The 19,741-nt window shown below is 64.8% G+C and carries 19 protein-coding genes; 6 read left to right on the top strand and 13 right to left on the bottom strand.

Features of this window, described 5'->3' with window-relative positions; translation table 11 throughout:
• The gene (hemA, locus tag N5A92_RS26610) at positions 1-1,278 is read right to left on the bottom strand and encodes a 5-aminolevulinate synthase (protein WP_260907602.1); all 1,278 of its coding nucleotides are present in this window, start codon (positions 1,276-1,278) and stop codon (positions 1-3) included.
• 153 nt (positions 1,279-1,431) lie between these two features.
• A complete protein-coding gene (locus tag N5A92_RS26605; protein ID WP_260907601.1) occupies positions 1,432-2,424 on the bottom strand; it encodes a hypothetical protein in 993 nt (330 codons plus the stop codon).
• A gap of 201 nt (positions 2,425-2,625) precedes the next feature.
• Here N5A92_RS26605 and dgcN point away from each other — a divergent pair, with 201 nt between their 5' ends.
• Positions 2,626-3,618: an N-acetyltransferase DgcN gene (dgcN, locus tag N5A92_RS26600; protein WP_260907600.1), complete on the top strand. Its 993-nt coding sequence runs from the start codon at positions 2,626-2,628 to the stop codon at positions 3,616-3,618.
• A 13-nt stretch (positions 3,619-3,631) separates the two neighbouring features.
• Here the strand turns inward: dgcN and olsB are convergent, their stop codons facing one another.
• The 10 genes from olsB to sppA form a co-directional block, all read right to left on the bottom strand.
• Entirely contained in the window at positions 3,632-4,432 is an 801-nt protein-coding gene (olsB, locus tag N5A92_RS26595) for a l-ornithine N(alpha)-acyltransferase (protein ID WP_260907643.1), read from the bottom strand.
• A 186-nt stretch (positions 4,433-4,618) separates the two neighbouring features.
• On the bottom strand, positions 4,619-6,847 hold the full coding sequence (locus tag N5A92_RS26590) for a PAS domain-containing hybrid sensor histidine kinase/response regulator (RefSeq protein WP_260907599.1): 2,229 nt from the start codon (positions 6,845-6,847) through the stop codon (positions 4,619-4,621).
• Positions 6,848-6,943: 96 nt separating this feature from the next.
• On the bottom strand, positions 6,944-7,933 hold the full coding sequence (gene acuI, locus N5A92_RS26585) for an acrylyl-CoA reductase (NADPH) (RefSeq protein WP_260907598.1): 990 nt from the start codon (positions 7,931-7,933) through the stop codon (positions 6,944-6,946).
• A gap of 88 nt (positions 7,934-8,021) precedes the next feature.
• Entirely contained in the window at positions 8,022-8,504 is a 483-nt protein-coding gene (gene lspA, locus N5A92_RS26580; protein ID WP_260907597.1) for a signal peptidase II, read from the bottom strand.
• Positions 8,501-9,355, bottom strand: coding sequence for a TrmH family RNA methyltransferase (locus tag N5A92_RS26575; protein ID WP_260907596.1), 855 nt, complete (start codon positions 9,353-9,355; stop codon positions 8,501-8,503). The genes lspA and N5A92_RS26575 overlap by 4 nt, the downstream gene beginning before the upstream one ends.
• On the bottom strand, positions 9,352-10,353 hold the full coding sequence (locus N5A92_RS26570; protein WP_260907595.1) for an RsmD family RNA methyltransferase: 1,002 nt from the start codon (positions 10,351-10,353) through the stop codon (positions 9,352-9,354). Before N5A92_RS26570 ends, N5A92_RS26575 begins: the two co-directional genes overlap by 4 nt.
• 162 nt (positions 10,354-10,515) lie before the next feature.
• Entirely contained in the window at positions 10,516-11,475 is a 960-nt protein-coding gene (lhpI, locus tag N5A92_RS26565; protein WP_260907593.1) for a bifunctional Delta(1)-pyrroline-2-carboxylate/Delta(1)-piperideine-2-carboxylate reductase, read from the bottom strand.
• An 8-nt stretch (positions 11,476-11,483) separates the two neighbouring features.
• Positions 11,484-11,801, bottom strand: a complete 318-nt coding sequence (locus tag N5A92_RS26560) for a LapA family protein (RefSeq protein ID WP_260907591.1) — start codon at positions 11,799-11,801, stop codon at positions 11,484-11,486.
• A 44-nt stretch (positions 11,802-11,845) separates the two neighbouring features.
• Entirely contained in the window at positions 11,846-12,130 is a 285-nt protein-coding gene (locus N5A92_RS26555; protein ID WP_260907590.1) for an integration host factor subunit beta, read from the bottom strand.
• A gap of 56 nt (positions 12,131-12,186) precedes the next feature.
• Complete coding sequence (gene sppA, locus N5A92_RS26550) at positions 12,187-13,158, bottom strand: signal peptide peptidase SppA (RefSeq protein ID WP_260907588.1); 972 nt, start codon at positions 13,156-13,158, stop codon at positions 12,187-12,189.
• Between the two features lie 211 nt (positions 13,159-13,369).
• Here sppA and lptC point away from each other — a divergent pair, with 211 nt between their 5' ends.
• The 4 genes from lptC to rpoN all read left to right on the top strand — a co-directional run bounded on the left by lptC (position 13,370) and on the right by rpoN (position 17,175).
• A complete protein-coding gene (lptC, locus tag N5A92_RS26545; protein ID WP_260907586.1) occupies positions 13,370-14,200 on the top strand; it encodes an LPS export ABC transporter periplasmic protein LptC in 831 nt (276 codons plus the stop codon).
• A complete protein-coding gene (locus tag N5A92_RS26540) occupies positions 14,193-14,747 on the top strand; it encodes an LptA/OstA family protein (RefSeq protein ID WP_260907583.1) in 555 nt (184 codons plus the stop codon). Before lptC ends, N5A92_RS26540 begins: the two co-directional genes overlap by 8 nt.
• Before the next feature lie 76 nt (positions 14,748-14,823).
• Positions 14,824-15,558: an LPS export ABC transporter ATP-binding protein gene (gene lptB / locus N5A92_RS26535; protein WP_260907642.1), complete on the top strand. Its 735-nt coding sequence runs from the start codon at positions 14,824-14,826 to the stop codon at positions 15,556-15,558.
• Positions 15,559-15,702: 144 nt separating this feature from the next.
• On the top strand, positions 15,703-17,175 hold the full coding sequence (rpoN, locus tag N5A92_RS26530; RefSeq protein ID WP_260907581.1) for an RNA polymerase factor sigma-54: 1,473 nt from the start codon (positions 15,703-15,705) through the stop codon (positions 17,173-17,175).
• Between the two features lie 83 nt (positions 17,176-17,258).
• Here the strand turns inward: rpoN and N5A92_RS26525 are convergent, their stop codons facing one another.
• Positions 17,259-18,485 carry a methyltransferase gene (locus N5A92_RS26525; RefSeq protein WP_260907579.1) on the bottom strand — a complete coding sequence of 409 codons (1,227 nt, stop codon included), beginning with the start codon at positions 18,483-18,485 and terminating at the stop codon, positions 17,259-17,261.
• A gap of 392 nt (positions 18,486-18,877) precedes the next feature.
• Between N5A92_RS26525 and N5A92_RS26520 the strand changes: the two genes are divergently transcribed.
• Positions 18,878-19,549 carry a glutathione S-transferase family protein gene (locus N5A92_RS26520; protein ID WP_260907577.1) on the top strand — a complete coding sequence of 224 codons (672 nt, stop codon included), beginning with the start codon at positions 18,878-18,880 and terminating at the stop codon, positions 19,547-19,549.
• Positions 19,550-19,741: the final 192 nt, after the last annotated feature.

Raw genomic sequence — 19,741 nt, 5'->3', positions numbered from 1 at the left:
TTACCCGCCGGCTTTCGACACCACGAGCGGGATAACGCGATCCGAGCGCGCGGCGGGCGCCTGCCCGGTCTCCTGGAAGGGGATGCCGAGTGCCTCCCACGTCTCCATGAGCGCACCCTTCAGCGCATCGATGAGGTCGTCCGAATGGAAGGGCGACGGTGTGATCCGCAGGCGCTCCGTGCCGCGTGGCACGGTGGGATAGTTGATCGGCTGGATGTAGATGCCATGCTTTTCCAGAAGCCGGTCGCTGGCCATCTTGCACAGCTCCGGATCGGCGACCAGCAGCGGCACGATATGCGTTTCCGACGGCATCACCGGCAGGCCGGCGGTGTTGAGCACGTCCTTGGTGCGCTGCGCCTGGCGCTGGTGCGCCGCGCGCTCGGCGGTCGAGTTCTTCAGATGCCGGATGGAGGCCGTGGCGGCATTGGCGATGGCTGGCGGAAGGGCCGTTGTAAAGATGAAGCCGGGTGCGTAGGAGCGCACCGCATCGATGATCGCCGCCGAGCCGGCGATATAGCCCCCGATGACGCCGAAGGCCTTGGCCAGCGTGCCCTCGATGACGTCCATGCGGTGGGCGAGGCCGTCACGCTCGGTGATACCGCCGCCGCGGGCGCCATACATGCCGACCGCGTGCACCTCGTCGATATAGGTCATCGCGTTATATTTTTCGGCGAGGTCGGCGATCTCGGCGATGGGCGCGATGTCGCCGTCCATGGAATAGACCGATTCGAAGACGATCAGTTTCGCCCGCTCGCGGCCCGTGGCGGCGAGCAGGCTTTCCAGATGTGCCAGATCGTTGTGGCGGAAGATCTTCTTTTCGGCGCCCGAACGGCGCACGCCCTCGATCATCGAGGCATGGTTCAACTCGTCTGAGAGCACCAGGCAGTCGGGCAAAAGCCGGGCGATGGTGGAGATCGAGGCTTCGTTGGAGACGAAGCCGGAGGTGAAGACGAGGGCCGCATCCTTGCCGTGCAGATCGGCAAGTTCCGCTTCCAGCTCGACCAGCGGGTGATTCGTGCCGGAGATGTTGCGCGTGCCGCCGGCGCCCGAGCCCATACGGCTGGCCGCCTCGTGCATGGCGGCGATCACATCCGGGTGCTGGCCCATGCCCAGATAGTCGTTTGAGCACCAGACGGTGATTTCCCGGGCCTTGCCGTCAGCACGGCAGATGGCCCGCGGAAAGGCGCCTGCAATACGCTCCAGATCCGCGAATACGCGGTAGCGCCGCTCGGCATGCAACTGGTCGATTGCCTCGGAAAAAAACCGTGCGTAATCCATACTGCTATTCCCAGGTTACATGGGGATCATAATCGCCCACCCCCGCCGCGTCCATTACCCCCGTCAGGGCAAAATGCCACGCCGCAGCGGCAATTCTTTGCGCTGGATCAATTAGGCTATGACAGGGGCTCAGCACGCAATCGGACGAAAGAACTAGTTGGCGGTCGCCACACGCACGGAGAAGATATCGAGCGTCCGGCCCTCGCCTTCGACATCGGGTACAATGGAGATCGTGCCGCCGGCGCCCGGCTCGCCAGCGGACAGCTCCGTCTCCAGCAGATATTCGGTGGGCGACGGGCTAACAAGGTAACGCGAGCGACCGCAACCGCCCAGCGCCCCGAAATCGCATGACACGGAGATCTGCGTTTCTTGCCCTTCCTGAGCACTGGCGGTGATATTGAAGATGACGCGCTGGCCGGCCAGCCGTTCCAGAACGCCCTGGCCGACATCGAAGGAAACGGCTGCCCCCGATGCGCCGGTGATCCGCAGGAAATCCTCCTCCTCGTCCATCACCTCAGCGCTTGCGCCGCCCTGTGTCTGTATGGTGGTGGGATCATCTGGGGAGAAGATGGTGATCCAGTCGCCTCCCACCTGGATGGCACTGGCCGCCGGCCGGGGTGCGCCGTTGCCGGGGTCGAAATCCTCCTCCTCGGCAAGCGGCGGAGCGGGTAGGCCGGCGCCGCGCTCTTCGGCCGGCTGCAGGATGCCGCTTTGCAGCGTCCACCATGCGCCGATGCCGACGGCGGCGATCAGCGTGGCGAACACGAAAAGCATAGCGAAGGGCCGGCGCCGCCCCTCCGTTTCGTCCTCTGGTGGGAGGGGGCCGATATCTTCCGCCGGCTCTTCGGCGGCCGACAGCCGGTCCCGGCGCTCGACGCGCGGCACGAAATCCGCCTCGGGCCCCGGCTCCGCGAATCCAGGTGAAGGAGTGGGAGCGGGACCAGATGTGGGGGTGGGAGCGGGGGCTACGGCCGGCTGGAACTCGTTCTCGATCTCGACTATGACAGCTTTCACGCTATCGCGACGCTGGCGCACGTCTTCGATGGAGAGTTCGGGCCGCGACTGCAAGGAACGCTCCAGCGCAGCAAAGGCTTGCCGGTAGACCTTTTCCCGAAAGGCCCTGTCCTGCGCGTCCCCCTTTTCCAACGCGCTCCTAATCGCCCGCTTGACCGCCTCCAACCGTGCTCCCCTTTTCGTTCCCCAACCATCGTTACCTGTGCAAGCGGGCGCAATCAACGCCCTTCGCATATGTGATCACGAAAAGCTTCACCGGCCTCACCGGCTTCCTTGACAGCCGCACGCCCTGCCGTCAGCTATCTGCTGTCCATTTTTTCGGGGAGCGAAGCCATGCTGAAGACGCCCTATCTGCTTTTTCTCGGCGATGCGCCGGACCAACTGGCGGCCAAGGTGGCGCAGGGCATCAAGGACTGGCGCCCGCAATTCTGCCTCGGGCAGTTGCGGCTCGAAGGCTGCAAAGCCGATCTCGGCCTACCCGATATGAGCCTGGAGGAGGCTCGGGCGGCAGGTGCGCAAACACTCGTGGTCGGCGCGGCCAACCGTGGCGGCATCATCGCGCCCAGTTGGATCGAAACGCTGGTCGCTGCCACCCGTGCCGGCATGGATATCGCCTCCGGGCTGCACAACCGGCTGAGCGACCTGCCCGAACTGGTGGAAGCGGCACGGCAGGCAGGCACGGAGCTTTTCGACGTGCGCGTGCCGCAGCAGGCCTATCCTATTGCCGACGGCAAGCCGCGTACGGGCAAGCGCTGCCTCGCCGTCGGCACGGACTGCTCCATCGGCAAGATGTACACCGCGCTCGCCATGGAGCGCGAGATGCTGGCGCGCGGCATGCAGGCGACGTTCCGCGCCACGGGACAGACCGGCATCCTGATCACCGGCTCGGGCGTGCCGCTGGACGCGGTGGTGGCGGATTTCATGGCTGGCGCGGTGGAATGGCTGACGCCTGACAACGATCCCAACCATTGGGACCTGATCGAGGGCCAGGGAGGTCTCTTCCATCCGTCGTTTTCGGGCGTGACGCTGGCGCTCATCCACGGTGGACAGCCGGATGCGCTGGTGCTGTGCCACGAGCCGACGCGCACGCATTTGCGTGGGCTGCCGCACTACGCCCTGCCCTCGCTGGAGGCGTTGCGCGACCTGGCGCTCGGCGTGGCGCGCATCGTCAATCCGGCGGTTGAGGTGATCGGCGTTTCGGTCAACACGGCGGCACTTTCGGCTGAGGAAGCGCGGAAGTGTTTGGAGGACATCGAGGTGCGCATGGGCCTGCCCACGGTCGACCCGTTCCGCGATGGCGCAGGGCGGCTGGTGGACGCGCTGTAGCGGGGTGTGCCGCCTATACTGCGAAACGCTCGGCTTCGGCGCCGTAGTAAGCGATATAGCGCTCCGAGATCGCCTCGATGGGCAGGACAACCAGCACATCTGTCGTTGAAAAGTCATGGTCGATGACGCAGCCGTCGCCGAATTTGGCGCCGAGGCGGAGATAGCCTTTGATGAGGGGCGGCATGGCGGCAAGAGCAGCCTTGGCATTCACCGCCTCGCGCGGCATCAGGTCCATGGCAGCATAGCGGCCGGCGCGGGCACGCACATGCCAGGGCGCTTCAGCGCGGCAGAAATGGGCGAGGAAAGAGAGTGGCTCGGCATGGGCGGCTGGAATCGTGCCGGGGAAGGAGGCACAGCCGGTCATCACGTCGATGCGCCTCTGCCGGCAATAGGCCCAGATGCCCTGCCACAGGAGCTCGATGGTGCGCTTGGAACGATAAGCCGGCAAAACGCAAGAGCGGCCAAGCTCCAGAAAACGACGTTTCGGATGGCGGGCGACGAGGGTCTTCAGATCGAACTCGCTCTCTGAATAGAAGCCGCCGGCGGCAATCGCGTTTTCCTGGGTGAGGAGCCGGTAGGTGCCGACGATGCGGTCGCATCCCGCGCCGGGAAGGGAGGTATCGACCACCAGCAGGTGATCGCAGATGGCGTCGAAGCGGTCGGCGTCGCGCTCTTCCAGCGAACCCGGCTTTGCGCCCATTTCTTGGTAGAAGACGCGGAAACGAATGGATTGGGCGGCGGCGATCTCGTCAGGGTCCTGCGCCAACCGCACTTCGAGCGGGCCGATCCGGCCGAGAACGGCGTCCGCGGCCATTCGGGCGGCGAGATCTTCGAGAAGCGCCAGCTTTTCGGCACCTTCGGGAGAGGCGGTCGGTTTCAGTATCAAGCCCCGCACCACTGATTCTCCTCCACGTCTCGTTGAAGCGGACATAGAAGCAAGCTGCGACAGGACGATGACAGGAAAGTGGCCGGCTTACAATCGCCCGGGTGGACGGGCAGATCACGCTGCCGCATGCGTCTCCAGCTCCGCGAGCAGCTTGTCGGGGTCGAGAGGTTTCGTGACGAAACCGCTGGCGCCATGGGCCAGAACACGATGGCGCGTCTTTTCCTGGCTGTCGGCTGAAAGCACGAGGATGGGTATCGGGGGAAGGCCCGTTTCTTCTTCGTAGCGGCGGATGTCGGAGATGGCGTCGAGACCGCCCAGAACTGGCATATGCAGGTCCATGAGCACGATGTCGTACTCTCGGGCGGGATGGGTGAGGGCGTCGACCGCGGCGCGGCCGTTTGAAACGAGCGTGACGCTGTGGCCGGCGCGGGTGAGCGTGGCACGCGCAAGCATGGCGTTGATCTCGTTATCCTCGGCCACCAGAACTTGGAGCGCCGCACCAGTGCGCGGCGGTGGGCCACGGCCGGGGGCGTCGGGTTCCGCCGCGGAGTTTTCCGCAGTGCTCGGGCGGCCGTTCAAGAGCAGTCGAAGGACGGTACGTCCGCGCACTGGGCGGGCGAGGAAAACACCGTAGCCATTGGCGCGGAAGGCGGAGAGCCGGCCACGATCAGTGGGCGCGATGAGCGTCAGGGCCTGCTCGGCGTGGAGGCCCCGACGGCGCAGCCTGGCGAGCAGATCGACATTTCGGCTCTCCAGCGAGGCGTCGACGAGAACCGCGTCGAAGCTGGCCTGACGCCGGCGCAGGAGCGCCGCAGCGCTCTTTTCGCCGTCGAAGACGCGTACCTTGCCGCCATAGGCGCGCACGGTCATCGCAAGTGCCTCGCCCTCCACCGCGTGCGGCGTGATGATGGCGATGTTCCAGCTCTTGAGGGCGAGGGTGGCGCCGGCAGGCTCGTCAGCATCCTCGAGGAGGGGCAGGGCGACGGTGAAGGCCGCCCCCTCGCCTGGCGCGCTCTCGACGGCGATGCTGCCATCCATCACCTCGACCAGACGGCTGGTGATGGCAAGGCCCAGCCCGGCGCCGCCGTGGCGACGGGTCGGACCGCTGTCGGCTTGCTCAAACTCGTGAAAGATGCGCTCGATGGCCGCTTCGTCGAGGCCCGGCCCGGTATCATCTACCTTGAAGGTGAGCACCGGCTTCTCGTCGTGCGTGGCGGTTGTCACGGTGACGAGCACACCGCCCTCTTCGGTGAATTTGACGGCGTTGCCCAGCAAGTTGAGCAGGATCTGACGCAGGCGGCCGGGATCGGCAGTGATGGTCTCCGGCACCTCCGGGGCGATGTGGCAGCCAAGGCCGATGTTCTTTTCGAAGGCGCGCGAAGCCATGAGCTCGACGATATTCTCCACCAGCTCGCGCACGTTCACGCGCTGCGGCTCCAGCTCCAGCCGGCCGGCCTCGATCTTGGAATAGTCGAGCAGGTCCTCGATGAGCGCCAGGAGCGCGCTGGCGGAGGTGGAGATGGCGCTGAGATAGGTGCGCTGCTCGGGCGAAAGGCGCGTATCGGTAAGCAGGGTGGCCATGCCCATTATGCCGTTCATCGGCGTTCGGATCTCATGGCTGACGGTGGCCAGAAAGCGCGACTTGGCAACGCTTGCCTGCTCGGCGCGCTCGCGGGCGTTGACCAGCGCGCCCTCGGTGCGCTTGCGGGCGGTTATGTCGCGGGCGATCGCCCAGTGGGAGATGGTGTCGCTGTCCCGGTCGCGCAGCGAAAGCTCGGTCCACGAGAACCAGCGCAGGCCGCCCTTGGCGTGAATGGGAACGTCGGTCGAGCTCAGGCTTTCACCGTCGGAGAAAGCGGCATCGGGCACCAGGCCGATATCGACGCCGAGTTCGGGCAGCGTCTTGCCTCTCAGCGCCGACGGCTCAGCCTCCATGAGCTCGGCGAATACGTGGTTGGCATAGAGAATGCGGCCATTGCGGTCGCGGTGCACGACGAGGTCGCCCAGCGCTTCGAGAAGACCATGGAGACGCTGCTCGCTTTCCTGCATCTCCCACATGCGGTCGGCGAGCGCCTCCATCTCCGCTGCGCTGTCCGTCTTCTGCGCATCCGCCTGCGGATCGGCTGCGGGCTCGGTGGGAGGCTGCAGCGCCAGCGCACACCCCGCCAGCCCAAGAAGGGCGAGCGCAAGGACCACAAGGGCGGCAGCGCCGGTGAGATAAGCCAGGAAGCAGACGAGCAGCGCCGCCAGGCCGAACCACAAAAGAGCGCCGCTGTCGGCGCGACGCGTGCTGCCGCCGCGCCACAATCGTGCAAATATCCGCCGGATGCCCGCCATCATCATGGGACCGACCATACATAGCGGGACTTACGGAAGATTTTGGCCGGCCGCTCAAGTCTTAGTGATTACCGCAGGGCTTTGTTTACATCTCCAGGACGTTTACATCTCCACCACCAGCCGGCCGCGCACTCGGCCGGCGACGATATTTTCGGCCGCATCCAAGACGTCGCGGAAAACGATCGTGCTGGAGAGCGCGGCAAGCTTGGCGTGGTCGAGCTCCCCGGCGATGCGGCGCCAGGCCTCCAGCCGCAACGCCTTCGGCGCCATGACCGAATCGATGCCGAGGAGGGACACGCCGCGCAGGATGAAAGGAGCCACGCTTGCCGGCAGGTCCATGCCCTGCGCCAGACCGCAGGCAGCGACCGCGCCGCCGTAGCAGGTCATGGACAAGACGTTGGCCAGTGTGTGGCTGCCGACGGCGTCGATGCCGCCAGCCCAGCGCTCTTTGCCGACAGGACGGGCGGGGCCGGAAAGCTCCTCACGGGGGATGATCTCACTGGCGCCGAGATCCTTCAGATAGGCTTCCTCCGACGGGCGGCCGGTGGAGGCGGCAACCTCGTATCCGAGACCGGCAAGCAGCGCGATGGCGACCGAGCCGACGCCGCCGGCAGCGCCTGTAACGATCACCGAGCCGCGGTCGGGGGTGATGCCGTGACGTTCCAGCGCCATGACGCAGAGCATGGCGGTGTAGCCGGCCGTGCCGACGGCCATGGCCTGGAGGGGGCTCATGCCCTCGGGCAGCGGCACCAGCCAGTCACCGCTGACGCGGGCCTTGGCGGCGTAGGCGCCGTAGTGGGTCTCGCCGACACCCCAGCCATTGAGGATGACCTTGTCGCCTTCCTTCCAATCAGCATGGGTGGAGCGGGTGACTGTGCCCGCGAAATCGATGCCGGGGATCATGGGGAAGCGGCGCACGACGGGGGCTTTGCCGGTGATGGCGAGGCCGTCCTTGTAGTTCACCGTGGTGGCCTCGACGGCAACGGTGACATCGCCTTCCATCAGCTCGTCCTCGGTCATCTCGACGAAGGCCGCCGATTGGTTCTTCTCCTCGTCACGGGTGATGAGAACGGCCTCGAAACGGTCGGTCATGGGGCTCCTCCGGGCGTGCTGATTGAACTGTGCGGCGGGACGGACGGGAGGTCAACGGCGAACTCCGCTCCCCCGTCGCGGTAGGAAATCAGCCAGCCTTCCTGCCGCGGCGCCAAGCGAGCACCTCTTCGAGGATGACGAGGCCGGCACCGATGGTGATGAAGGCGTCCGCCAGGTTGAAGATGGCGAAGGACCAGACGGGAGTGTGGAAATAGACGTAGTCGACGACATAGCCGCGCACCGCCCGGTCGATGAGGTTTCCCACGGCGCCGCCGATGATGAGAGCGAAGCCGAGGCGGGCAAACATCTGTGTCGCCTCGGTGCGAACGGCCAGCACGACGATGAAGACGATGACGCCAAGCACGGCCAAGCTGAGCCAGAGGCTGTCGACACTGGAGAACATGGAGAAGGCGACACCCGTGTTGCGCGAATGCAGAAAGGCCAGGAAGGGCAGGACATCCAGCCTTTCGTGCAGCTGCAGGCGCGCCTCGACCAGTATCTTGATCGCCTGGTCCAGCACGATGGCGACGAGCAGGATGGCGCCGTAGAGAGCGATCTGGCGCTGCTTCATGGGGCGGCCTCCGGCGTGGCCGGGAGGGCGGCGCGGCGGATCTCGTAGAGCATGACGCCGGTGGCAACGGCGAGATTGAGCGAGTCGGCGCGGCCGGCCTGGGGGATGCGCACGAGCCGGTCGCAGGTCTCCGCCAGCCGGCCCGGCAGGCCCTGCTGCTCGTTGCCCATGAGAAGCAGAACCGGGCCGGTGGTGTAATCGAGGGTGCGGTAGTCGACGGAGCCCTTGAGATGGGTGCCGATTGCGAGACCGGGGAAGGACTTGCGCCAGACGAGGAAGGCATCCTCATCGGCACGGGAAAGCGGCACGGAGAAGAGCGAGCCCATGGTGGCACGGACGGTCTCGAGCGAGAAGGGGTCGGTGCATTCGCCGACGAGGATGACGCCCGCCGCACCCACGGCGTCGACGGTGCGGACGATGGTGCCGAGATTGCCCGGGTCGCGCACACGGTCGAGCGCTACCCAGACGTCGCCCTCGGCCGGGCGGATGTCGGCGAGCGGGCGGTAGCGCTGCTGAAAGACGCCGACAACCATCTGCGGGTTGTCGCGGCGGGTGATGGCGGCAAGCACCTTTTCCGAGACCTCCAGCACAAGGCCGCCGGCGGCCACGGTGCGGGCGGCCGCCTTTTCCACGGCGGCGTTGCCGCGGCCAGCCTTGGCGTAGACGAGGGTGCGGATGGTCCATCCGGCGTCGAGCGCGTCGAGGACAAGCTTCAGGCCTTCGGCCATGAAGGCATGCTCGCGGTCGCGGTACTTCTTCATGGCCAGCGCCTTGATGTCCTTGACCAGCGGATTTGAGAGGCTCGTGACCTCCTTTACCTGGCCCGGAGCGCGGCTCTGCCTGTCGGTCATCGGGCCACCCAGCGCGAGAAGAGCGAGGTGGAGAGCGCGCGGCCGGCCGATTTCTCGCGGATGACCAGTTCGCCCGATTCGACACGGCCGCCCATGCCGGCGAAGGAATCGCGCATCAATGTGTGGATGGCGAAGAAGGAGGCGCGGATGGAATAGGCCGTGAGCACCACGGCAAGCGGCTTTTGCGAAAGGATCGCACGGCAGGTCTCCACCAGGCCCGGCAGATGCTCGAAAAGCTGCCAGACCTCCCCCTTGGGACCACGGCCATAGGCGGGTGGGTCGAGAAGTACTATGTCGTACGCATTTCCGCGGCGTGCCTCGCGCTCGGCGAACTTCATCGCGTCCTCGCAGATCCAGCGGATCGGGCGATCGGAAAGCCCCGCCATCTCCTGGTTCTCGCGCGCCCAGCCGATGGCCTTCTTTGAGGCATCGACATGGGTGACTTGGGCGCCGGCGCGGGCGGCGACCAGCGAGGCAAGGCCGGTGTAGCCGAAGAGGTTGAGCACCTTGACCGGGCGGCGCGCCTCCTCGATGAGCCCTGCCATGTGTGACCAGTGAGAGGCCTGCTCCGGGAACACGCCGACATGGCGGAAGGAGGTGAAGCGGCCGAGATAGGCGATGCCGTCATGGCGCATGGGCCAGGTTTCGCCGAGTGGCGTTTTCGGAAAGCGCCAGCGGCCTATGCCCTCTTCGTCCACATCGCCGGTGAAGACGGCATCGGCCTTTTCCCACTCTGCCTCATCCCAGGCCGGCTGCCAGAACGCCTGCCCCTCGGGGCGGACGATGCGGTAGGGCCCATATTGCTCCAGCTTACGGCCGGCGCCTGAATCGAGGAGCGTGTAGTTCTCGTCGGGCGTCACCTCCAGGATGAGCGGAAGGCGCTCGTCGGGGAGCGGGCCGGCGCGGCGACCGGGCGTGCGCGCGACGGCAGAGGGCTGCCTGTCGCGGCTTTCGGTGCGCTGGCGGTGGTGACGGTTCTTGTCCCGCGACGGCTTCAACAAGGGCTCCGGAGCTTGAGGGATTAAGCCTGCGCCGCTTCTGCCATAGCGGTTCGGGGGGCGCAATAAGCGGGTGGTCGGCAGACGTGGCATTGCCACGACGACCCCACCCGCCATTCGCCTGGGAGCGGCCGTCCACCCTCCCTTCGAGGAGGAGGGGCGTCAGCTCTTGAAGGCGCGGTAGACGGCGATGCCGGCGGCGAAGTCCTCGATGGCGGCGCCGACGGACTTGAAGAGAGTGATTTCGTCGTCGCTTTGTCGGCCGGGTTTTTCACCGCGCGTCAGCTCGAAGAGGTCGGCTTTGATGTCGGCGGGCGCCAGCGCGCCGGACTTGATGCCCTGGACGATGTCGCCGGCTTCCTTGGTAGCGCCGGCGTGCGTGTCAACATAAACGGAGGCGCGGTAAAGCGCCTCGTCGTCGCTTTCGCGCATAGTGGGCGAGAAGGCGCCGACGAGATCAACATGTGTGCCGGGCGAAAGCACGGCACCGCGAACCAGCGGCACGGTGGAGAGCGTGGCGCAGGTGACGATGTGCGCCCAGCCGACGGCCACGTCGAGGTCATCGACAACGTTTGCGTCCATTCCCTCGGCGCGCAGCGTCTCGGCCACCTTCTCGGCGTTTGCGGGGGTGCGGTTCCAGATCCTCACCTCGCGGATGGACCGCTGGCTTGCATGGGCGCGGGCGAGGTGTGAGGCGAGCGCGCCGGCGCCGACAACGAGAAGGCGCTCGGCATCGGGGCGGGCGAGATAGGAGGTGGCGAGGGCGGAGGCGCAGGCGGTGCGCCACAGAGTGAGGCGCTGGCCGTCTATAAGGGCCTGCGGCTCGCCCGTCTTCCCGTCCATCAGCAGATAGACGCCCATGACGGCGGGTTTGCCGATGGCGTTGTTGTCCGGCGAGACGGCGGCGATCTTAACGCCGATATGGCCGTCGCCTTCCTCGGCAGCGAAATCGCTCCAGGCGGGCATGAGGAGCAGCGTGCTGTCGCTGCCTCGGGGGCGCTCGATGGTATGATGGTGGCGAACCGGCTGCACGGCGCCGGCGCGGAAGGCTTCGCGTAGCGTTTCCACGAGACCTTCATAGGTGAGGCTTTTATCGACGTCGGCGGCGGAGATTGTGAGCATGAAAGGTATCAGACGTCCGTGGGGGCAAGGGCGGAGCTTTTCTGGTGCTCGGCCGTGCGCAACTGCTCGACCTCTTGCGTCCGCTCTCGGGCTATGCGGCGATAGCGGCCCTGGCGGAACCATGTGGCAATGCTGCCGATGAACATGCCGAGAAGGAGCGCGGCAAAGAGATAGACGAACAGCGGCATTTCCACCGTCAGGCCAGGATTGCCGGGGTTGAAGGGATCGACCGTGAAGGCGGTGCTTGCGCGGTTGGCCACGGCGAGAGCGATGAGGATGATCGCCAGCGGCACAAATACCAGCACGATCACGATACGATTGAACATACGGACTCCCGCCTTTTCATGGAAATGGGCACCAGGGAAAGGAGCTACTCTTCCGCGTTCAGCCGCTCGCGCAGTTCCTTGCCCGTCTTGAAGAAGGGAACCCACTTCTCCTCGACATAGACCGATTCGCCGGTGCGCGGGTTGCGGCCCGTGCGCGCAGGGCGGTTTTTCACCGAGAAGGCGCCAAAACCGCGCAGTTCGACACGGTTGCCCTCCGCTAGGGCGTCGGTGATCTCCTCAAAGATCGCATTCACGATGTTTTCCACGTCGCGCAGAAACAGATGCGGGTTGCGGTTGGCGATGGTCTGCACGAGCTCAGACTTGATCATGATTTCGTTTCCGCCGCTTTGATTGCCTGGGGATTGTTGCAATTTTTGCTGTAATATCAATCCGGCAAGTGGGTCATTTCAGGTTGCCAGACCGACAGCAGACCGTCAAGAAAGATGCGTTCAGCACCCAGGAAGGACAAGATGCCACGCTCGTGCGGAAGGCCGAGCACCCGGGCCAGCCACGCGGCGGTAACCTCGGGCAGGAACAGCGATCCGCCGGAAGAGTCCGCCTTCCACTCAACGATGCTCAGATTCTCGTCGACACCCCTTTCGACAAGCCATTCCCTGGCCTCGCGCACGCCGCCGAGCGCATCGACCAGCTTGCGCTCGAGTGCCTGGCGCCCAGTGAACACCGAGCCGTCGGCAAGCGCTTTCACCTCGCTGCGCGAGAGCGGCCGACGATCCGTGACGAGCCCGATGAACCAGTCGTAGCTGTCGAGCACCATGGCACGCAGCATCGCGCGCTCCTCCTCCGTCGTCTGGTTGAAGGGCGAGGGCTCGGCCTTGAGCGGCGACGACTTCACCTCTTCCACCGTGACGCCGACATTGTCCATCAGCCCGGTAACATTGGGGATCTGCACGATGACGCCGATGGAGCCGACGATGGAGGACTGGCGTACGACGATATGATCCGCCGCGCTGGCGATCATGTATCCTGCGGAAGCGGCCAGGGTGCCCACCTGCGCGACCACCGGCTTCTCCTCGGCCAGGCGGCGAATCTCTTCGAAGATAGCCTCGCCGCCGGCGGTCGTGCCGCCGGGCGAATCGATGGTGAGGATGACCCCCTTCGCGGTTGTGGACTCGCGGATGCGGTCGAGCCGATCGAGAAGCTCGTCGTCCTCGGTGATGGTGCCCTCGATGCGCACCTGAGCGATGTGGGCGGTCGCCGTGCCGATATGCTCGCCGAACATCCATTGTACGGAGGCGGCAAGCGCCAGGGCGATGATCAGAAAGGCGATCACGCGCCAGAAGGTGAGCTTGCGCCGGAGGCGGCGGCGGTCGATCAGATCGTCGGCTCGGGTGGACATAGGGGCCTCGCTGGATGGGTGAGAGGGTCTCTGGGCTTGCCTTTTAGACGAAGCCGCGCTTATGAGCTACATAGTTTCACCGTCCCGCGATCAAGGTTAAGCTTGCATAGCAGCGGGTTAAGTACCTGACGTTAACCCAAGAATAGCCATATTGCGGTGTAACGCCGTAGTGGGCGAGCGGGCAAGGGACCCTATGTGGAGACTGCAGCGCGTGACGAAGGACGGTGCCGTGGCACGGCCGGTCACGCAGCGCGCGGCCGAGATGAGGGTGCCTCCCCTTTCTCCCGTCAGGAGCGATCAGATGGACAACGCCCGCAAGGCGGGGGCCAATACGGACAGCGCGCGCGCCGGCCTGCATACGCGGGATTCGGATGTCGTGGCGCGCGCGGAGCGCGGGGCGGACGTCTTCGCCAGTGCCGCGCGCCACTCGCGCCGTGTGCGGGTGCTGAAGTTCGCACTTCCGGTCGTTGCGGTGTTGGTGTCGGTGCTGTTCCTGGGCTATTCTTTCTTCCCCTCGGTCGGCGGAAGCACGATCGGCCTCGGCTCCACGGCGATCGAAGACGGCAATCTCGTGATCGAAAACCCGACGCTCGACGGCTTTACCAGCGACCGCCGCCCCTACACGGTGACGGCTGCGAAGGCGCTGCAGGCGATCGGAACCTCTGACGCTCCTATCAAGATGGAAGAGATCAAGGCCACGCTGCCGATCGACGCCGACGACGAGGCGACGATCAGCGCGGCGCGTGGCACGTTCGACCGCGCGAACGACCGCCTGACGCTCGATACAGAGATTACGTTCAGGACGACCTCCGGGTTCGTTGCACGGCTGCAGTCGGCAGAAATAGATATCGCCTCCAACGATCTCACCACGGACAAGCCGGTGGAGATCGAGATGGACGGGATGCGCATCAACGCCGATTCGCTGCACGCTTCGAACGGCGGCAAGAAGCTGGTATTCGAGAATCGCGTGCGCGTGGAGATTGATCCGGAGACGATGCGGCCGGCACAGGAACGGGACGGAGAGGGCAGCGGCAATGAATAGGATTTCCAATTTGCTTGTGGCCGGGAGCCTGGCGCTCGCGGCGGCGAACACGGCCCTGGCGCAGGACAACAGGCAGGGCCAGCTTACCGGGCTGAAGCTCTCCGGCGACGAGCCGATCCAGATCGAAAGCGACCGCTTCGAAGTGGACGAGAGCGAGAGCAAGGGAGTCTTTATCGGCAACGTCTCAGTCGTGCAGGGGCCCACGCTCCTCAAGTCGGCTCGGATGACGGTCTATTACGACCGCCAGGGCGGCTCGGCGACCACCGGCAGCGCGCAGATCGATCGGTTGGAGGTGGAAGGCGGGGTCTACGTCAAATCCGAGAACCAGGTGGCGACGGGCGAACGCGGCACCTTCGACATGAAGACCGAGGTGCTGGTGCTTTCGGGCAAGGAGGTGGTGCTGTCGGAGGGAGAGAACGTCATCGTCGGCTGCAAGCTGACGGTGCAGATGGCAACGGGGCAGGCGACGTTGGAAAGCTGCAAGGAAGAAGGCTCGACCGGACGCGTGCGGATGCTGCTCACTCCCGACTCGCAGAACCGGCAATAGGTATTTCGTGGCTGCCTCCTCACTTTCCAAGCGCCAAAGCGCCAAGCTTTCCCTTGAACCGCAGCAGGATAGCGGCCTGGAGCGCTACAAAGGCACACTGATCGCGCGCGGCCTGACCAAGGCCTATAAGAACCGGCAGGTGGTCAGCGGCGTATCGCTGGGCGTGCGCGCAGGCGAGGCCGTAGGCCTTCTGGGGCCGAACGGTGCCGGCAAGACCACCTGCTTCTACATGGTGACGGGGCTGGTGCCGGTCGACCAGGGCACCATCCACATCGACGGTTACGACGTGACCTCCATGCCCATGTACCGGCGGGCAAGGCTGGGCATCGGCTATCTGCCGCAGGAGGCTTCGATCTTCCGCGGACTGACGGTGGAGAAGAACATCCGTGCCATCCTGGAAGTGGTGGAGAAAAGCCGCAAGGAACGCGAGAGGACGCTGGACGCGCTTCTCGAGGAGTTCCGCATCAGCCACCTGCGCAAGGCGCCCTCCGTCTCCCTTTCGGGCGGCGAGCGGCGGCGGCTGGAAATCGCCCGGGCGCTGGCCAGCAAGCCGAACTTCATGCTGCTTGACGAACCCTTCGCCGGCATCGACCCCATCGCCGTGACCGACATCCAGGAGTTGGTGCGGCACCTGACGGGACGCGGCATCGGCGTGCTTATCACCGACCATAACGTGCGCGAGACTCTGGGGCTCATCGACCGCGCCTATATCATCCACGCCGGCCAGGTGCTCACCCACGGGCGGCCGCAGGATATTGTCGGCAATGCCGATGTGCGGCGGCTCTATCTCGGTGAGAGCTTTACCTTTTGAATCCTGCTAAATGGGGCGCCGCGGGCGCATTTACCGCATCGCGCGCCACCGTCTTTTCTTGACAAGCAAATCCCGGGCCAGTTTTATCGCATTCAGCTGCGGGAAGGGCCCGCGATTGTCGGAAGACCGGGCAGGTAGAGTAAAATGGCCCTTTCGCCCAGTTTGAATCTACGGCAGAGCCAGTCGCTGGTGATGACACCGCAACTGCTGCAGTCGATCCGGCTGCTGCAGTTGACGCATGTCGAGCTGGAGCAATTCATCGCCGGTGAGATCGAGCGCAATCCTCTGCTCGCGCGCGAGGATGGAGAGGGGTCGGAGACGCCGGCGCGGGAGGACGCGGCCGCGCCGAACACGGCCGAAGCCATGGCCGAGCGGCTGGACAGCTCGCTGGAGAACGTGTTTCCCGACGATCCCGGCACGCGCGAAACAATCGGCCCAGACCTTTCAGCCCAGTGGCGCTCTGCCAGCGGCAACGGGCTCGCCAGCGGTGGTGACTGGAACCTGGAGGCGGTGGCGGCCGCACCGGTGACGTTGCGCGAGCACGTGCGCGAGCAAATCGCCTTTTCCTTTGAAGCGCCGGCGGAGCTGCTCCTCGCGCTGGAACTGGCCGAGGGGTTGGACGAGGCGGGCTACCTGACGGCGGACATGGGCGAGATTGCCACCCGCACCGGTGCGGACCTTGAGCTTCTGGAGCGTGTTCTGCTGACCTGCCAGACCTTCGATCCCGCGGGTCTTTTCGCCCGCAGCCTTGCCGAGTGCCTGGCGCTGCAGCTCAAGGCGCGCAATCGGCTGGATCCGGCGATGGAAGTCCTGGTCGCCAATCTGGATCTGCTTGCCAAGCGCGACTTCCATGCGCTGAAGCAGCTGTGCGGCGTGGATGAGGAGGACCTCATCGAGATGCTCGGAGAAATCCGTGCGCTCGACCCGAAGCCAGGTACCGCATTCACGACAGAGCCGGCGGACCCGGTGGTGCCGGACGTGACCGTGCGACCGGCGGCCGACGGCGGCTGGGCGGTGGAGCTGAACCAGGATGCGCTGCCGCGGGTGCTGGTCGACCAGACCTATTTCGCCACTGTCTCGGCGCGCGCCGGGAAGGAGGACAAGGCCTTCCTCACCGATTGCCTGCAAAGCGCCAACTGGCTGGCGCGAAGTCTCGACCAGCGAGCTAAGACCATCCTGAAGGTGGCAAGCGAGATCGTGCGCCAACAGGATGCCTTCCTGTTGCACGGGGTGCGGCATCTGCGGCCCCTGAAACTGCGTACGGTGGCCGAGGCCATCGGCATGCACGAATCGACGGTGAGCCGCGTGGCCGCCAACAAATACATGATGACGCCGCGCGGCCTGTTCGAACTGCGCTATTTCTTTACCGCCGCGCTTGCTGCCGCCGATGGGGGCGAGGCGCACTCGGCCGAAGCGGTGCGCGAGCGCATCCGCCGGCTGATAGAGGCGGAGGACGCCGGGAACGTGCTTTCCGACGATGCCATCATGGACATTCTGCACGAGGACGGCATCGACGTGGCCCGCAGGACGGTGGCGAAGTATCGGGAGGGGATGAATATTCCTTCATCGGTGCAGCGGCGGCGGGAGAAGAAGGCGCTGGCGGGGATCGGGGCGTGATGAGCCAAACCGGCCCTTGCGGGTCGATTGGGCAGCTCGCAAGCGGACAGCCGCAGGACTAACCACTGTATTGCTTTTGCTCGCTACGGCATGAAATCCGCCTGTGTAGACTGGTTTTGGCTTGGTCGTCGGAAGGTCGGCGCAAATGGCTCGCCTCCACGTGCTTCTTCAAGGAAGGCTTTGAAGAGACCGCCTGCCTGCGGCCACCTTTCCTCGTCGACCCGTTCAATGGCGGTCGCTGGCAAGGCGACGGATGGGCCTGCTGTTAGCGCTTCCGAATCCATGGCCCATCGTATGAAGTATTCGCCGAATTCCGGCCCCATCACAGGAGCCCATTCATTGTATCGCGTTGCAAAGTCCCGGAAGCCCGGCCGGTTGTTGCGTTGCAGAAAAAGTTGGCCTCGTTTTATTGCGAGCAACTTTCCGCGATTTCCGTTGAAGACAAAGGGCGAAAGGAGCCGCCGGACCTGGAACTTCAGGCCACGTTCCACGCGCCAAAGCTCAAGAAACAGACCTTGATATTCGTCGGCATTCTCTCCCAACCAAAGCCGCAAGTTCGTGAAGAAACTCGCCCTGCTCCAGTCCTTCACGCAAAGGTTCATCTGTACGACGCCGTCGGGACTCAGATGGGCGCTGAGCTCGTGAAAGAACCGCAACAGGATCTGTTCGCCGGATTCGAGGGCGTTCCGCGGGAGCAACTCCATGCCGACCGGCGCATTGAAAACGACTCGATCAAAGACGGCGTTCGGCACGGCCGAGAACAGATCCGATTCGAGAACCTCGACATTCTCGACGCCGTTCAGAGCGACGTTGAAACGCGCAAGCATAAGAGCACGGGGATTGATATCGAGGGCTGTTACGCGCCGGCAGTAGGAGGACATGGCGAGCGCTATGATGCCGCACCCGCAACCCATGTCGAGACCGTCGCCGGCCTCGCCGCGGATGAGGAGGTTGGACATGACCGGTCCCTCCCACATCGGGTCGACATAGGTGTTTTGGTCTTGCGAGGCGCGGACAACGCGCATGGACTGGCGCAGGTCCGAGAAGACCAGATGCGGGCCGATCATCCTCCCCTGGAATCGTGGCGCTAACTGGTCTCCCTCGTGCTCGATCAGCTTGAACAATTTCATCGTTTCGATGACGGCGGCAGGCAGTGCTGGCTCGACTTGGCCGCGCGGTACGATATTGCCTTCGATCATCGTCGCAACCGGCGACTGCGGCTGCTTGAGCAAGGCTGATTTGATGGCCTCGCCAAGCTCGGCCGTCTGTCGGCTCTCCGCGGCGGACCATCGGAGCATAGGCAGCGGCATTGGGACTCCCTCCGGCGCATTGTTCTCGTCGCGACAAAACGCGGTGAAACCGGAGGTGCGGGGCTATGGCGATCCCGATGCCGCGCCACAAGCCCAACGCCAGCGTTTCATGGCTCTATTTCACGAAAACCTCAGCGGAAGTACACGCATCCCTTCGTCGCCAACGCCTAGCTCAAGATGAGATGCGCAGTTCCCCGAAAGCGGTAGCAACCCGATGCAGCCACCGCCGCAATGGAGATGCGCATCGAATGTAGGCAAATGGTGCGCTGCCGGCATCAAAGGGACCGGCGGTAGCATCCGAAGTGGGGCGGCAGCTTTATCTACAAAAACGCGTTGCCTCGCATCAGATGTTCCCATAATGTTCTCTCCTAGAACCATTCCGGGAGAAACGCATGCGGCTTTATTCGGGGCCTCTCAGCCTCTTTTCGCGCAAGGTCGAAATTGCGCTTTATGAGAAGGGTGTCGAGTTCGAGCGTGTGGAGGTGGCGTTTACGCAGACGGAGGGCTATCGGCCGAAGCGTCCGGAGGTCCTCGCCGCGAACCCCAAGGGGCAGGTGCCGGTGCTCGTCGACGGGGATCTGACAATCTTCGATTCGACCGTCATTCTCGAATATCTCGAGGATGCGTACCCCGAGCCGCCGCTTTATCCCGCAGAGCCGAAGGAAAAGGCGCGCTGCCGGCTGATCGAACTGGATGCCGACGAAATCCTGTTTGCCGACGTGCGGCGGCTGCTTTACCGGACGGAACCCCCGTTGGCCGACGCGGAACACCAGAAGGCGCGACAGGAGGAGGGGCAGCGGGGCGAGAAGGGCATTCTCGGTCACTATAGGCGGCTGGCGGAGCAGCTTGGGGGCCGAAACTATTTCTGCGGCGCCTTTACCGCGGCGGATATCGGCATCTTCACGACCGTGCATTATGCGGTCCGGACCAACGGGCCGCGTCTCGATGGTTTTCCCGCGCTTGCGGACTGGTATCGGCGTGTTGGCCAGCGACCGAGTGTCGCGCGGGTTGTCGCAGAGATTGCGGAAGCCGACGGCAGGTTGTCCTGGCCGCTGAGCGCCTGAGATGCCCAGGCATCCCCATCAATTGACAAGGTCCGGCGAAGTCACTAGAAGCCCGCCCGCATGAGATAGCGGGGCGATGGAAGCGAGTTCCTCCCCTCTGGCGGCTGAAAAACGACGGGGCGCGGTCGCGTGGGTTACACTTTACCGTCGCGAAACCTTGTATGCGCAGGCCACAGGTATAAACTCTCGATC

Source organism: Chelativorans salis (assembly GCF_025336525.1).
Classification (GTDB): Bacteria; Pseudomonadota; Alphaproteobacteria; order Rhizobiales; family Rhizobiaceae; genus Chelativorans; species Chelativorans salis.
Note: the sequence above shows the minus strand (reverse complement) of the source record. Positions and strands in the feature narration are given on the sequence as shown.

Bases quoted from the DNA above. Each gene is read 5' to 3' on its own strand.
- hemA (WP_260907602.1), bottom strand. From the start codon at position 1,278: ATGGATTACGCACGGTTTTTTTCCGAGGCAATCGACCAGTTGCATGCC.
- dgcN (WP_260907600.1), top strand. From the start codon at position 2,626: ATGCTGAAGACGCCCTATCTGCTTTTTCTCGGCGATGCGCCGGACCAA.
- olsB (WP_260907643.1), bottom strand. From the start codon at position 4,432: ATGGCCGCGGACGCCGTTCTCGGCCGGATCGGCCCGCTCGAAGTGCGG.
- N5A92_RS26590 (WP_260907599.1), bottom strand. From the start codon at position 6,847: ATGATGATGGCGGGCATCCGGCGGATATTTGCACGATTGTGGCGCGGC.
- acuI (WP_260907598.1), bottom strand. From the start codon at position 7,933: ATGACCGACCGTTTCGAGGCCGTTCTCATCACCCGTGACGAGGAGAAG.
- lspA (WP_260907597.1), bottom strand. From the start codon at position 8,504: ATGAAGCAGCGCCAGATCGCTCTCTACGGCGCCATCCTGCTCGTCGCC.
- N5A92_RS26575 (WP_260907596.1), bottom strand. From the start codon at position 9,355: ATGACCGACAGGCAGAGCCGCGCTCCGGGCCAGGTAAAGGAGGTCACG.
- lhpI (WP_260907593.1), bottom strand. From the start codon at position 11,475: ATGCTCACAATCTCCGCCGCCGACGTCGATAAAAGCCTCACCTATGAA.
- N5A92_RS26560 (WP_260907591.1), bottom strand. From the start codon at position 11,801: ATGTTCAATCGTATCGTGATCGTGCTGGTATTTGTGCCGCTGGCGATC.
- N5A92_RS26555 (WP_260907590.1), bottom strand. From the start codon at position 12,130: ATGATCAAGTCTGAGCTCGTGCAGACCATCGCCAACCGCAACCCGCAT.
- sppA (WP_260907588.1), bottom strand. From the start codon at position 13,158: ATGTCCACCCGAGCCGACGATCTGATCGACCGCCGCCGCCTCCGGCGC.
- N5A92_RS26540 (WP_260907583.1), top strand. From the start codon at position 14,193: ATGAATAGGATTTCCAATTTGCTTGTGGCCGGGAGCCTGGCGCTCGCG.
- rpoN (WP_260907581.1), top strand. From the start codon at position 15,703: ATGGCCCTTTCGCCCAGTTTGAATCTACGGCAGAGCCAGTCGCTGGTG.
- N5A92_RS26525 (WP_260907579.1), bottom strand. From the start codon at position 18,485: ATGCCGCTGCCTATGCTCCGATGGTCCGCCGCGGAGAGCCGACAGACG.
- N5A92_RS26520 (WP_260907577.1), top strand. From the start codon at position 18,878: ATGCGGCTTTATTCGGGGCCTCTCAGCCTCTTTTCGCGCAAGGTCGAA.